At 68.7% G+C, this 14,402-nt stretch carries 9 protein-coding genes; 2 read left to right on the forward strand and 7 right to left on the reverse strand.

From position 1 onward, the window contains the following. Positions 1-8: 8 nt before the first annotated feature. A complete protein-coding gene (locus OG947_RS19710; RefSeq protein WP_056442564.1) occupies positions 9-848 on the reverse strand; it encodes an SDR family NAD(P)-dependent oxidoreductase in 840 nt (279 codons plus the stop codon). Further along, on the reverse strand, positions 845-2,428 hold the full coding sequence (locus OG947_RS19715; protein WP_027503834.1) for a flavin-containing monooxygenase: 1,584 nt from the start codon (positions 2,426-2,428) through the stop codon (positions 845-847). Before OG947_RS19715 ends, OG947_RS19710 begins: the two co-directional genes overlap by 4 nt. Positions 2,429-2,497: 69 nt before the next feature. Between OG947_RS19715 and OG947_RS19720 the strand changes: the two genes are divergently transcribed. Beyond that, complete coding sequence (locus OG947_RS19720; RefSeq protein ID WP_027503833.1) at positions 2,498-3,124, forward strand: TetR/AcrR family transcriptional regulator; 627 nt, start codon at positions 2,498-2,500, stop codon at positions 3,122-3,124. A gap of 103 nt (positions 3,125-3,227) precedes the next feature. Continuing rightward, complete coding sequence (locus OG947_RS19725) at positions 3,228-4,259, forward strand: beta-ketoacyl-ACP synthase III (RefSeq protein WP_027503832.1); 1,032 nt, start codon at positions 3,228-3,230, stop codon at positions 4,257-4,259. 5 nt (positions 4,260-4,264) lie between these two features. On the opposite strand, the gene OG947_RS19730 is transcribed toward OG947_RS19725, so the two are convergent. From OG947_RS19730 to OG947_RS19750, 5 genes are all read right to left on the reverse strand, one after another. Beyond that, positions 4,265-4,897 carry an AAA family ATPase gene (locus OG947_RS19730; RefSeq protein WP_328812679.1) on the reverse strand — a complete coding sequence of 211 codons (633 nt, stop codon included), beginning with the start codon at positions 4,895-4,897 and terminating at the stop codon, positions 4,265-4,267. Between the two features lie 88 nt (positions 4,898-4,985). Continuing rightward, entirely contained in the window at positions 4,986-8,780 is a 3,795-nt protein-coding gene (locus tag OG947_RS19735) for a multifunctional oxoglutarate decarboxylase/oxoglutarate dehydrogenase thiamine pyrophosphate-binding subunit/dihydrolipoyllysine-residue succinyltransferase subunit (protein WP_082544354.1), read from the reverse strand. Positions 8,781-8,816: 36 nt separating this feature from the next. Then, entirely contained in the window at positions 8,817-12,677 is a 3,861-nt protein-coding gene (locus tag OG947_RS19740) for an ABC transporter ATP-binding protein (protein ID WP_328812681.1), read from the reverse strand. Then, complete coding sequence (locus tag OG947_RS19745) at positions 12,674-13,453, reverse strand: ABC transporter permease (RefSeq protein ID WP_037183839.1); 780 nt, start codon at positions 13,451-13,453, stop codon at positions 12,674-12,676. The genes OG947_RS19740 and OG947_RS19745 overlap by 4 nt, the downstream gene beginning before the upstream one ends. Further along, positions 13,450-14,400 carry an ATP-binding cassette domain-containing protein gene (locus OG947_RS19750; protein ID WP_328812682.1) on the reverse strand — a complete coding sequence of 317 codons (951 nt, stop codon included), beginning with the start codon at positions 14,398-14,400 and terminating at the stop codon, positions 13,450-13,452. The genes OG947_RS19745 and OG947_RS19750 overlap by 4 nt, the downstream gene beginning before the upstream one ends. Between the last annotated feature and the right edge of the window lie 2 nt (positions 14,401-14,402).

A 14,402-nucleotide genomic window follows, 5' to 3' on the forward strand; every position in this document is an offset into this window, starting at 1 on the left:
CGTCAGCCCTACCGCTGGGTGGTCGTCCGCGGCAGGACGCGCGAGGACAGCCTGACGATGATGTCCTGGTACCGCGATCCCGTGATGCGGGCGAGGGCGTCGAGCGCGCGGGCGTCGTTGCCGATGAGCACGCGGGCCTTGTTCTTCTCCACTCCGCGCAGGATCACCAGGGCGGCCTGCTCCGGGGTGGTCTTCGCGAGGCGACGGTCGAAGAACTCGGCCACCGACTTCTGGTCCTGGCCCTCGGCGACGGTCGCGTTGCGGGCGATCGCCGTCTTGATGCCGCCCGGGTGGACACATGTGACGTGCACCGGGTGGCGGGCGATCAGCATCTCCTGGCGCAACGCCTCGGTGAAGCCGCGCACGGCGAACTTGGCTGCGTTGTACGCGGACTGGGACGGGATCGAGAGGAGGCCGAACAGGCTGGACACGTTGACCACGTGACCGTCTCCCGACTCGACGAGATGCGGGAGGAATGCCTTCGTACCGTTGACGACGCCCCAGAAGTCGACGTCGATCACGCGCTCGAGATCCTTGAACTCGGTCTTCTCGACGTCGCCGTGGAAGGCGATGCCGGCGTTGTTGTAGACCTGGTTCACCACACCGAAGTGCCGACGCACGGTCTCCGCGTAGTCGAGCACGCTGCCGCGTTCGCTGACGTCGAGGTGGTCGCTGCGGACCTCTCCGCCGCGCTGCTCCACGGCCGCCACGGTGGCGGCCAGGCCGACCGAGTCGACGTCGGACAGCGCGAGTCGTGCTCCCCGCGAAGCCAGTTCGAGAGCCAGCGCACGGCCGATCCCCGATCCGGCTCCGGTCACCACGGCCACTCGTCCACGGAACTCGCTCATCGGGAGATCGCCTTCTCGTCGTCGTTGTCGGTCGTCGCAGGGGTGGGGGTGCCGTCGACGGCGCTCACAGGCCTCGTGACGTCGCCGGCCGCGAGGGCGTCGTATGCCTCGAGGTCGAAGTTGCGGGTGATGCGGCGGAACTCGAAGGTGAAGTCCGGCCACAGCGTCGTGTTGTTGCCGTGCTTGTCGAGGTACCAGCTCGCGCACCCGCCGTTGAGCCACACCGTCTTGTTCAGCTTGGTCTGCAGGTCGGCGTTGAACTCGTCCTGCACCTCGCGGCGCACCTCGACGACACCGAGATCGTGCTTGTCGATCGTGTTGAGCGCGTCGATGACGTAGTTCAGCTGCGACTCGATCATGAACACCATCGAGGTGTGTCCCAGGCCCGTGTTGGGTCCGACCAGGAAGAACAGGTTGGGGAAGCCCGCGACCGTGGCGCCCTTGTATCCCTGCTGTCCGCGCTCGTCGAAGACCTCGGCGAGCGAGCGCCCGTCCTTGCCGAAGATGCCCTGGAAGGTGGGGGAATCGGTCACGTGGAATCCGGTGGCGACCACCAGGGCGTCGATCTCGCGCTCGGTTCCGTCGGCCGTCACGATGGAGTGCGCCCGCACCTCACGGATACCGTCGGTCACCAGGTCGACGTTCGGTCGATCCAGTGCCGGGTAGTAGTTGTTGGAAATAAGCATGCGCTTGCAGCCGATGCGGAAGTTCGGCGTCACCTTGCGACGCAGCTCGGTGTCGCGGATGCCCTTCGCGATCTGTCGACGCGCGATGAACTCGAACGCCTTCATGAGCTTGGGGACGCGGGTGAGGCCGACGACCTGGGTCTCACGCGCGGCGTAGATGCCGGTGCGTGACAGACGCTGGTAGCCGGGGAGGTACTTGAACGCCAGCTTCTCGATGCGGGTGTACTCGCGGTCGAAGCGCGGGAGGACCCACGGGGCGGTGCGCTGGTAGACGTCGAGATGGGCGACCGTCGGCGCGATGGCCGGGACGATCTGGATCGCGGAGGCGCCGGTACCGATGACGGCGACGCGCTTGCCCTCGAGGCTCGCGTCGTGGTTCCAGCGGGCCGAGTGGAAGATCTCGCCCTGGAAATCGGTGATGCCGGCGATGTCCGGGAGGTTCGGCTCGCACAGGGCGCCGACGGCGGAGACGACCTTCTTGGCCGTGAAGTTCCCCCGGGTGGTCACGATGTCCCACTGCGAGGTGGCGGTGTTCCAGCGGGCCGACTCGACGTGGCAGTCGAAGACGTGGCGGTCGTACACGCGGTACTGCCGCGCGACGCTCTCGATGTACTTCTGGATCTCCGGCTGACGGGAGAACGAGCGGGTCCAGTCCGGATTCAGCGCGAACGAGTACGAGTAGAGGTGCGAGGGCACGTCGCAGGCGGCACCGGGGTAGGTGTTGTCGCGCCACGTGCCACCGACGTCGCTGCCGCGCTCGAGGACCAGGAAGTCGGTGCTTCCCTGCTGGCTCAGCTTGATCGCGGCGCCCAGTCCTGCGAAACCGCTGCCGATGATGATGGTGTCGACGTAGCGTGCAGCGACAGCGTCGGTATCTGTAACTGGAAGACTCATGAACTCAGACTAGGTCCTTATTGAGCGCAGGTCAACAGTTACTGACGAACGTTCAGTAGTATGGAGCGCATGGACAGCGTGAAGCGAACGCGGCTCAGTCCGGAACAGCGGCGGGCCCAGCTCATCGACCTGGGGGTTGAGATGCTCTCGGAGCGCACGCTGGACGCCATCTCGGTCGAGGACATCGCCGACCAGGCGGGCGTGTCGCGTGGGCTGCTCTTCCACTATTTCTCGTCCAAGCACGACTTCCACGTCGCGATCGTCGAGCACACCAGCCGGCAGATGCTCGACGCCACCGAGCCACCCGTCGGGCTCGACCCGTTGACGACGCTCGCCGTGGCACTCGCGTCCTACGTCGACTACGTCACCGAGCACCGCTCCAGCTACGTCTCGCTGCTGCGCGGCACCGCGAGCGGGGATCCGGACATGCGGGCCGTCTTCGAGCGCACCCGCGACGTCATGGTCGAACGGACGGTGTCGCAGCTCCCGCTGCTCGGTGTCGAGCGCACTCCGCGGATCGCACTGGCCATCCGCGGCTGGGTGGCGTTCTGCGAGGAGGTCACCATCACCTGGCTGAACCAGGAGGACCTCAGCCGGGACGAGCTGATCGAACTGCTGGTGCACGCGCTGCCTGCCGTGGCGCTGCCGACGGCGGACACGACCGAGTTGTCGTGGGCGAGTGCCGACGCGGGATGACACCTCGAGCGACACCCCCTTCGATCGACGGGTCCGCACCAGTAACGTGAGGGCGTACACCGGCGCACGAGCGGCGGTCGGCAGCACGAGAGGACGGCCTTCGATGGGCGCGCAGATCAGTATCCCGACCGAGACGCGACACTCGGGAATCCTGGGAATCGGGGCCTACCGGCCCGAGCGTGTCGTCACCAACGAGGAGATCTGCAAGACCATCGACTCGAGCGACGAGTGGATCCGTACCCGTACGGGCATCGAGTCCCGCCGTTTCGCCGGGGAGAACGAGAACGTGGTCTCCATGTCGATCGAGGCCGGACGCCGTGCCCTCGAGAACTCCGGCGTGGACGCCGCCGAGATCGGCTGCGTCATCATCGCGACGTCCACTCACCTGTTGCTCACACCGCCCGCCGCGTCGATCATCGCGGACGCGCTCGGCACCGGTGGCCCCGGCGCCTTCGACCTCGGCGCGGGCTGCGCGGGCTTCTGCTACGGCCTCGCACTCGCCTCGGACATGGTTCGCGCGGGCACGTCGGACAAGGTGTTGGTCATCGGCACCGAGCACCTGAGCGTCACGACGCGACCCGACGATCGCGGCACGCGCATGATCTTCGGCGACGGTGCCGGCGCCATGGTCGTCGGCCGCACCGAGGAGCCCGGTATCGGACCGGTCGTCTGGGGTTCGGACGGCTCGCAGGCCGACGCCATCAAGCAGGACAAGGACTGGCTGCAGTACTTCGCGGACCTGAAGGAGGATCCGAACGCCGATCGTCCGTGGATCGCGATGACCGGTATCGCGGTCTTCCGCTGGGCGGCGTTCGAGATGGCCAAGGTGGCGCGCGAGGCCCTCGACAAGGCAGGCGTCAAGGCCTCCGAGCTGGACGTCTTCGTGCCGCACCAGGCGAACTCCCGCATCACCGATCTGCTGGCGAAGAGCCTCGAGCTCGCCGAGGACATCCCGGTGGCACACGACATCGCCGAGGCCGGCAACACCTCGGCCGCTTCGATCCCGCTCGCGGTGGAGGAGGTGCTGCGCACCGGCAAGGCGAAGAAGGGCGACACCGCCCTGCTGCTCGGTTTCGGTGCCGGCCTGTCGTTCGCCGGCCAGGTCGTCACGTTGCCGGAGGCCCCGACCGCCTAGGCGTGTCAGAGGTGGCGCAGGAACCGGTCGGGGGCGTCGAAGAACGCCGACCAGTCCCGGACGACCTGCGCCTCCTCCCACGTCGTGGACGACAGACCGTCCTCGCCGAGTTCGAGCAGGCGTGCACCCGGCATGGCGGCGAGCACCGGCGAGTGCGTCGCCATCACGATCTGTGAGCCCTCCTCGACCAGTTCCTTCATCACCGAGATCAACGCCAGACACGACTGGAACGACAAGGCCGCCTCGGGCTCGTCCATCAACCAGAGTCCGACTGCGACAGGGCGATCCGCGACATAGCGCAGAAACGACTGTCCGTGGGACAGCGCGTTGTAGACGACGTCGGTGTCGCGGACTCGCCGTGCGTCCGCGGACTCGAACAATCCGTGCATCGTCTCGGCGCGCAGGAAACACCCGCCCTGCGGCCGCGGTCGGGCACCGTGGCACGTCAGGTGCTTGTGCAGGTCGGTGTCCTGCGCCCCGCCGCTGGGTGACCACATCGCGTCGGCCGCACCGAGACCGAAGGCCCAGCACGCGGCCAGCGCCTCCATCAGCGTCGACTTCCCGGTTCCGTTCTCCCCGACGATCACGGTCACGGGACTGTCGAAGTCGAGCCCGGTGCGCACGATCTCGGCGACCACGGGTACCTGCAGATACCACGAAGCCGGGTCGAATCCCCTCCGTGGAGTGAACTCGACCCGGCTCAATGGCAGCGTCACAGGTGAACGGTCACCCGTTGAAGGCCGTGTCGATGATCTCGGCCTGCTCGACCGCGTGGACCTTGCTCGAACCCGACGACGGTGCGGACATCGGACGCCGCGAGACGCGCTTGATGCCGGACAGACGCTCGGGCAGCAGCTCCGGGAACGCGAGACCGAACGTCGGCCACGCACCCTGGTTGGCCGGCTCCTCCTGGACCCACCGGTACTCGGTGGCGTTGGGGTAGCCGTCCAGCGCCTCCGCGATGCGGCGGCTCGGGATCGGGTAGAGCTGCTCGACCCGCACGATGGCGACGTCGTCCCGCTTGTTCTTCTGCTTGAAGGCGAGCAGCTCGTAGTACAGCTTGCCGCTGACCATGAGCACCCGCTCGACCTTCTTGCGGTCACCGTCGCCCGAGTCGTAGGTGGGCTCGTCGAAGACGGAGTGGAACTTGCCGTCGGTGAAGTCCTCGATGTTGCTGACCGCAGCCTTGTTGCGCAGCATCGACTTCGGGGTGAACACGACCAGGGGCCGCTGGATGCCGTCACGTGCGTGACGACGCAGCAGGTGGAAGTAGTTCGCCGGCGTGGACGGCACCGCGACCGTCATCGATCCCTCGGCGCACAGCTGCAGGAACCGCTCGATGCGTCCCGAGGTGTGGTCGGGGCCCTGGCCCTCGTGGCCGTGCGGCAGCAGCAGCACGACGTCGGAGAGCTGACCCCACTTGGCCTCACCGGACGAGATGAACTCGTCGATGATGGACTGGGCACCGTTGACGAAGTCGCCGAACTGCGCCTCCCACAGCACCAGCGCGTCCGGGTTGCCCACGGAGTAGCCGTACTCGAAGCCGACCGCCGCGTACTCGCTCAGCGCGGAGTCGTAGACCAGGAACTTGCCCGGATCGTCGCTGCCGAGATTGTGCAGCGGCGTGTACTCCTCACCGGTCTTGCGATCGATGATGACCGAGTGCCGCTGCGTGAACGTGCCGCGACGGGTGTCCTGGCCGGACATGCGCACGAGCTTGCCCTCGTCGATCAGCGTGCCGAGTGCGAGCAGCTCGCCGAACGCCCAGTCGACCTTGCCCTCGTAAGCCATCTCGCGACGCTTGTCGAGGACGGGCTGCACGCGCGGGTGCACGGTGAAACCGTCCGGGACGTTGACGAACGCGTCGCCGATGCGGTGCAGAACCGACTTGTCCACCGCGGTGGTGAGCTTGGCGGGCAGCTGCTGGTCGAGCTCGACGGACTCGCTCGGCTCCGGGGTGTACTTCTCGAGTTCGCGCACCTCGTTGAAGACGCGTTCGAGCTGGCCCTGGTAGTCGCGGAGTGCGTCCTCGGCCTCCTTGAGGCTGATGTCGCCACGACCGATGAGCGACTCGGTGTAGCTCTTGCGGACGCTGCGCTTGGTGTCGATCACGTCGTACATCGCCGGCTGCGTCATCGAGGGATCGTCACCCTCGTTGTGGCCGCGACGGCGGTAGCAGATCATGTCGATGACGACGTCCTTGTGGAACTTCTGACGGAAGTCGACCGCCAGTCGAGCCACCCAGGCGCACGCCTCCGGGTCGTCGCCGTTCACGTGGAAGATCGGTGCGCCGATCATCTTCGCGACGTCGGTGCAGTACTCGCTGGAGCGCGAGTGCTCCGGCGCCGTCGTGAAGCCGACCTGGTTGTTGACGACGATGTGCACGGTGCCGCCGGTGCGGTACCCGCGCAGCAGCGCGAGGTTCAGCGTCTCCGCCACCACGCCCTGGCCCGCGAAGGCCGCGTCGCCGTGCAGCATGAGCGGCAGGACGGAGAAGCCGTCGGACGAGTCGCCCTTGTTCAGCATGTCCTGCTTGGCGCGGACCAGGCCCTCGAGGACCGGGTCGACCGCCTCGAGGTGCGAGGGGTTGGCCGTGAGCGACACCTTGATGTCGTTCTCGCCGAACATCTGGATGTAGTTGCCCTCGGCACCGAGGTGGTACTTCACGTCGCCCGACCCGTGTGCGGCGGCCGGATTCATGTTGCCCTCGAACTCGGTGAAGATCTTCGAGTACGGCTTGCCGACGATGTTGGCGAGCACGTTCAGGCGTCCACGGTGCGGCATGCCGATGACGACCTCGTCGAGGGCGTGCTCGGCGGACTGGTCGATGACCGAGTCCATCATCGGGATGACGGACTCCGCGCCCTCGAGCGAGAAGCGCTTCTGTCCGACGTACTTCGTCTGCAGGAACGTCTCGAACGCCTCGGCCGCGTTGAGCTTGCTCAGGATGTACTTCTGCTGAGCGACCGTCGGCTTGACGTGCTTGGCCTCGACGCGCTCCTGGAGCCACGCCACCTGGTCGGTCTCGAGGATGTGCGTGTACTCGATGGCGGCGTGCCGGCAGTAGGAGTCGCGCAGCACGCTGAGCACGTCGCGCAGCTTCATCTTGTCCTGGCCGTGGAAGCCGCCGACCTGGAACTCGCGGTCGAGGTCCCACAACGTCAGGTCGTGGCTGATCACGTCGAGGTCCGGGTGCATCCGGAACTTGTCCTTGGTGAACATCAACGGATCCGTGTCGGCCATGAGGTGGCCACGGTTCCGGTAGGCCGCGATGAGCTCGAGGACGCGCGTGTTCTTGTCGACGCCGCCGGTGGGCAGGTCACGACGCCAGCGGATCGGCTCGTACGGGATGGCCAGACCGTGGAAGATCTGGTCGTAGAACTCGTCGCTGATCAGCAGGTTGTGGATCGTGCGAAGGAAGTCGCCCGACTCCGCGCCCTGGATGAGGCGGTGGTCGTACGTCGAGGTGAGCGTCATCAGCTTGCCGACGCCCATCTCGGCGATGCGCTCCTCGCTGGAGCCCTGGAACTCTGCGGGGTACTCCATGGCGCCGGCGCCGATGATGGTGCCCTGGCCGTTCATCAGACGTGGAACCGAGTGCACGGTGCCGATGGTGCCCGGGTTGGTCAACGAGATCGTGACGCCGCTGAAGTCGGCGGCGGTGAGCTTGCCGTCGCGCGCACGACGGACGATGTCCTCGTAGGCAGTGTGGAACTGGTTGAACGTGAACTCCTCGCACCCCTTGATCGCGGCGACGACGAGTGACCGCGAACCGTCCTTGCCCGGCAGGTCGATGGCGAGGCCGAGGTTGGTGTGCGCGGGGGTGACCGCGTTGGGCTTGCCGTCGATCTCGGCGAAGTGCCGGTTCATGTTGGGGAACGACTTGACCGCCTGCACGATGGCGTAGCCGAGCAGGTGAGTGAACGAGATCTTGCCACCGCGGGTGCGCGCGAGGTGGTTGTTGATCACGAGACGGTTGTCGATCATCAGCTTCGCGGGGATGGCGCGCACGCTGGTGGCCGTCGGGATCTGCAACGAGGCGGCCATGTTCTTGGCGACCGCGGCCGAGGCGCCGCGGAGCACCTTGGTCGTGTCCTCCTTCGGCGCGTCCGACTCCGGCTGTGCGGGCGGCACGGCCGCGGACTTCTTCTCCGCCGGCCCGGCGGCGGCGGTCGACTTCGCGGGGGCAGCTGTGGTCACGGGCTTGGTCTCCGCCTTCGGTGCCGGCTTGTCGGTCTTCGCGGCGGCCGGCTTGTCGGCCTTCGGCGCGGCAGGCTTCTCCGCCTTCGGCGCAGCAGGCTTGTCGGCCTTCGGCGCAGCTGCCTTCGCGGAAGCGGGTGCGGCTGTGGTGGTCTCGGTGTCGGTGGCGGGATCGCCGCTACCGTTCTGCTCGGGCGTGTAGTCGGCGAGGAACTCGTGCCAGCTCTCGTCGACCGACGACGGATCGGTCTTGAAACGCTGGTACATTTCGTCGACCAACCACTGATTCTGTCCGAACTGTGTTGTAGAGCTGCTGCTCACGGCAGGTGTTCGCCTCGTTTCCTTCTTCGTTCTCGCTCAGCGCACGGCACGATCAAGGTTAGACCTTTCGGTCCGCGGCCGTGTGTCCGGATCACCCTTGTGATCGGCTTCACCGGTGTGTGGCGTGGTCGTGCCGTCGTCGGCTGCGTGACCCGCGCCACTCGCAGCCGTGGTACGTCCCTCGGTGGTTTCCCAGAGTTCGGCGTAGAAACCGTCCGAGCGCACCAGGTTCTCGTGGGTTCCGCTCTCCACGATGCGCCCGTCGTCGACCACCACGACGAGATCGGCCCGCGCGGCGGTCGCGAGGCGGTGCGCCACGATCACCGATGTCCGACGGGTGGTCACGGTGCGGCCGGCGTCCAGGACGGCTCGTTCCGTCGCCGGGTCCAGGGTCGCCGTCGCCTCGTCGAGCAACAGGATGTCGGGATCGACCAGCTCGGCGCGCGCCAGCGCCAGTAACTGCCGGGTTCCCGCCGCGAGGCCGCGGCCACGTTCTCCGACGGGCGTCGCCATGCCGAGAGGGAGTGTGGCGATGGCGGGCAGTGCCCCCACGGCGCGGGCCGCGCTCTCGATGTCGGCGCGCGTCGCGTCCGGACGCCCGAAAGCGATGTTGGAAGCGATGGTGCCGCTGAAGAGATGCGCCTCCTGCGGAACGACTCCCAGACGTCGGCGGTAGTCGCCGAGCGGGTACGACCGCACGGGCACGTCGTCCACGACGACGTCCCCGGTGGTCGGGTCGTAGAACCGCGCCATCAACTTCACGATGGTCGACTTGCCGGCGCCGGTGCGACCCACCAGTGCCACCGTCGATCCCGCCGGAACGTGCAGGTCGACCGACGTCAGCGCATCCCGCGGAGCCCCGGCGTAGCGGAAGGTGACGTCCTTCAGCGCGATGTCGCCGCGCAGTCGCGGTGGGACCGAGACCGGCGTCGACGACCCGGCCTGCTCGATCGAGCTGCGGGTGCGCAACAGGTCACCGATGCGAGTGAGACCCACGGACGCCTGCTGATAGCCGTCGAACACCTGGGACAACTGTTGGATGGGGCCGAAGAGCAGACCCAGGTACAGCACGAAGGCGACGAGGGCGCCGGCCGAGGTGCGCCCGTCGGCCACGCGGTACGCACCGACGAGGACCACGGCGGCGAGGGCGAGGTCCGACAGGAACGCGATGAACGGGAAGAACACCGAGATGGCCCGTTGCGACCGCATCCGGCTGCGGCGGTACGACTCGGAGCGGGCGAGGAACGAGCGTGCCGCAGCCGTCTGATGCCGGTACGCCTGCGTGACCCGTAGTCCGGTGACGTTCTCCTGGAACTCCGCGTTAACGGCCGAGATGCGCTCGCGTGACGTCGAGTACGCGCGAGCGGAGATGCGACGGAACACCAGCGTCGCCACCACCAGGATCGGGACGACCGACAGGGCCACCGCGGCGAGGACCCCGTCGGTGAGGATCAATGCGGCCGACACGCCGACGATCGTCAGGAGGCTGACGACGGCCGTCGACAGACCCGTCTGCATGAACGTCGACAACGCGTCCACGTCGGTCGTCATGCGGGTCATGATCCGGCCGGACAGTTCTCGCTCGTAGTAGTCGAGGCCGAGACGCTGCAGGTGCGCGTAGCTGCGGACGCGGAGCCCGAAGAGCACGCGCTCACCGGCCCGCGCGGTCACCACCGTCATGGTGCGGACCACGAGCCAGTCGACGATCACCAGCGCCAGCGCGATGCCCGACACCGCCGCGAGGATTCCGGTGGACCTCTCGGCGACACCGTGGTCGACGGCGAACCGCACGATCGACGGGAAGGCGATGGTGACGGCCGAGTCGAACGCCAGGCAGACCATGACCACCGCGAGCAGTCCGGCGACGGGGGCGAGGGTGCGCCGCAGGGTGAACGTCGACTCGTCCCGCCGAGCGGCAGCGGTGTCGACGCGCGGGTCCTCGTCGGCCGGGGCGATTCGGGCCAGGATCTCGGTCACGGCCTCGGTGGGCACGGCGCCGCCGAGTGACGACGCCATGTGACCGCCCGGACCGGGAGGGCCGCCGGCAGCCGCGCCGTCCGCGCTCGCGCGGGAGGCGGGTGAGGACGCGAACTCGGTGGAGGCGCCGTCGTCCGGCCACAGCGAGTCGGCGGGCACGTCGTCCTGCGCCGGCTCGGACTTCTCGCCTGCGCCGGACATCAGCGCGCGGAACAGGGGGCAACGCTCGTCGAGTTCGGCCTCGGTGCCGATGTCGACGATGCGCCCCCGGTCCAGGACGGCGACGCGATCGGCCAGCGCGAGCGTCGACCGGCGGTGCGCGAGCACCACCGTCGTCCGGCGTGGACCGGAACGCAGCCGGTCGAAGATCGCTGCCTCCGTGCGGGCATCGACGGCCGAGGTGGCGTCGTCGAGGACCAGGACGCGCGGGGAGGACAGCAGGACCCGCGCGAGCGCGATGCGTTGGCGTTGGCCACCGGACAGCGAGAGCCCGCGCTCACCCACCGTGGTGTCGTAACCGTCGGACAGGTCGCGGACGAAGTCGTCGGCCATGGCGCGCGTGGCCGCGTCGCGGACACTCGCCTCCGACGCGTCGGGGGCACCGAGGGCGATGTTGCGCGCGACGCTGGAGGAGAACAGGAACGGATCGTCGAACGCGACCGACACCGCCGCGCGGAGGTCGTCGGCGGACAGGTCGGCGATGTCGACGTCGCCGTTCTCGGACGTGAGCACGATGCTGCCCGACGACGGTCGGTAGAACCGCGGCAGCAGCATGGACAGGGTCGACTTGCCGCTGCCGGAGGGGCCCACCACCGCCACCGTCTCGCCCGGCGCGACCGTGAGGTCCAGTCCGTCGAGCACGGGGGCGTCGGGGTCGAAACCGAATCGGACGTCGCGCAGACGCAGCCCCAGCGCTCCGTCCGGGATCGGTACCGGATTCTCGGGTTCCTCGTGCGCCGGCCGGGTGTCGATGACGCCGTACACCCGTTCGACCGCGGCACGGGACAGCTGGGCCATGACCACGACGGACGTGAGTGTCCGGGTCACGGCGGCCATCGTGGCGACGTAACTCGCGAAGGCCAGGAACGTGCCGACGGTGATGGAACCGGACAGAGCCAACCACCCACCCAGGGCCACCACACCCACCAGACCGAGCTGCGGCAGCGCCGCCATGCCAGGGGCGAATCGGGAGTTCACGACGGCGGCGCGCAGGCGCTCGGCGTACAGCCGCCGGCCGATGCGCTCCAGCGTGTCCACGGCACGCGATTCCTGGCCGAAGCCTTTGACCACCCGCACACCGGTGACCGTCTCCTCCACGTGCCCGGCCAGTTCCGCGGCCTGCTGCTGGGCCGACCAGGTGGCCGCGTACAGCGTGGGGCGCATGCGGACCACCAGCACGCTGATGGCCGGTACGACGGCGAGCGCCACCAGGGTGAGCAGCGGCGACAGATACGCCATCACGCCGAGAGCCAGGACGAACTGCAGCAGGGCGCCCGCCGACAACGGGACCATGGCGAGCAGACCCTGCACCAGCTGCAGGTCGGTGATCGAGCGCGACACCACCTGACCGACCTGTACCTCGTCCTGCCGCTCGCCGTCGAGGCGGTGCAGCGACGCGAGCAGGCGTTGGCGCAGTCCGTGTTGCACGTCGATGGACAGGGCGCCGGCGAGGAGGCGCCGCCCGAACTGGCACGCGAAGCGGACGACGGCCAGTCCCGCGATGGCCGCGGCGATGGTGGCGATGTGGTCGGTGCGGCTGGCCGACGCGCCGTCGACGGCGGCGCGGGTGAGGAGGGGGAACATGATGTCGATGGCAGCGGCCACGAAGGTCACCGCGAGTGCGCCCACCGCGACGCGGCGATGAGCGAAGCAGTCCGACGCCAGCCTGCGGATCCACCCTCGCGAATCGGGAGTGCTCACGTCACGTCTCGGCGAGTGGTGCGCAGCCACCCGGCTCCGGCGATGCCGATGGTCCACAGCAGCAGTCCGATGACGGCAGCGGAGAACGGAAGCAGCATGTCGCCGTCCGTCCCCTTGTCCGCCGCCATGATCGCGACGGTGGTGGCTCCGGGGAGCAGGGCGGCGACCGCCTCCGCGCCGATGCCGCTGAGCACCGCGATCACGACGAGCTCTCCGATCGGTAGCCACGCGACCACGACGATCGCCGCGATGGCAGGGGAGCCGGTGAGCAGCCCGAGCCCGCAGCCGAGGACACACCACAGCGCGGAGACGACGATGCCGAGAAGACAGACCGCGATCACCAGTCCGTCGTCCACCACTGTGTTGCCCCCGAACAGTGCGAGCGACGCCACGCTGACGAGGACGGACACCACGGCGTACGCGGCACCGACGGCGGCCGAGACGAGAATCCTGGCGGCCACCACCTGACCGCGACGCGGCGCGGCGAGGAAGGTCGTGGACGCGGCGCCGTGGCGCAGGTCGGTCGCGGCGTGCACCGCGCCGAACACGGCGGCGAACAGCACCGACACGCCCACGGTGACGTACAACCCGATGAGAGCGGCGACGCGATTGGCGTCGTCGACGCCGGTGAGCGCGTCCGACGACGCGATGGCGGCGTACACGGCGCTGGCGAATCCGCCGATCAGCACGGGCGGTAGACCCAGTGCCCACCACGACCGCAACGATCCGACCCGCCGGATCTCCGCTCGGAGCAGACCGCCTGCCGTGGGGCTCATCGCCGAGCTCCGGTGAAGGCGGGATGCGGACCGACCGGGCTCGTGAGGGACAGGTAGATCTGCTCGAGGTCCACGGCGGACACCACGGTTCCGTGGACGGTCACCCCGGACGCGTGCGCCGTCGACCGGATCACGGCCTCGCCGACACCGGTGACCACGAGTCGGCCGTCGGGACCCAGCACGGCGTCGGTGTGGCCGGACGCGGCGAGGCCCAGTGCCAGGGCGGCGGGGTTCGAACTGTGCACCAGGATGCGGGCGGGACGGGTACCGCGGAGCTCACCGATACTGCCGTGGAAGACGACCGAGCCGCGGTCGAGGATCACGACGTGGTCGACGACCGCCTCGAGCTCGCGAACGACGTGGCCGGACACCAGAACGGAGCCGCCCGCACGAGCGAATCCGCGCAGGAAGTCGCGGAGCCACACGATGCCGCCGGGGTCGAGACCGTCGGTCGGCTCGTCCAGCACGAGGATGCGAGGTGTGCCGAGCAGTGCCGCCGCGAGCGCGAGGCGCTGCCGCATCCCGAGAGAGAACTCGCCGACGCGGCGACCGGCGACGTCGTGCAGACCGACGAGTGCGAGCACCTCCTCCACGCGGGAGTCGGCGACACCGAGGACGGGCGCGAGAGTGCGCAGGTGTGCGCGCGCCGTGCGGCGGGGGTGCGCGCCGCCGCCGCCGAGCACGGCACCGACGGCGCGGCCCGGCTCGACGAGTGCCGCGTACGGCAGGCCCTCCACCAGCGCCGCACCCTCGTCGGGCTGTACGAGCCCGAGGAGCATTCGCAGCGTGGTCGACGTGCCGGAGCCGACGGGTCCGAACAACCCGGTCACCGATCCGCGCGGTACGACGAACCCGATCTGCGCGGCGGCGACCGCGGTTCCGTAGGTCTTGGTGAGGTCACGCGCCTCGAGCGCGTGTCCGGGGCTCGTCTCGGTGGTGACGTGCACGC

It is taken from the genome of Rhodococcus sp. NBC_00297 (assembly GCF_036173065.1).
Taxonomy (GTDB): Bacteria; Actinomycetota; Actinomycetes; order Mycobacteriales; family Mycobacteriaceae; genus Rhodococcoides.

Bases quoted from the DNA above. Each gene is read 5' to 3' on its own strand.
- OG947_RS19710 (WP_056442564.1), bottom strand. From the start codon at position 848: ATGAGCGAGTTCCGTGGACGAGTGGCCGTGGTGACCGGAGCCGGATCG.
- OG947_RS19745 (WP_037183839.1), bottom strand. From the start codon at position 13,453: ATGAGCCCCACGGCAGGCGGTCTGCTCCGAGCGGAGATCCGGCGGGTC.
- OG947_RS19720 (WP_027503833.1), top strand. From the start codon at position 2,498: ATGGACAGCGTGAAGCGAACGCGGCTCAGTCCGGAACAGCGGCGGGCC.
- OG947_RS19725 (WP_027503832.1), top strand. From the start codon at position 3,228: ATGGGCGCGCAGATCAGTATCCCGACCGAGACGCGACACTCGGGAATC.
- OG947_RS19715 (WP_027503834.1), bottom strand. From the start codon at position 2,428: ATGAGTCTTCCAGTTACAGATACCGACGCTGTCGCTGCACGCTACGTC.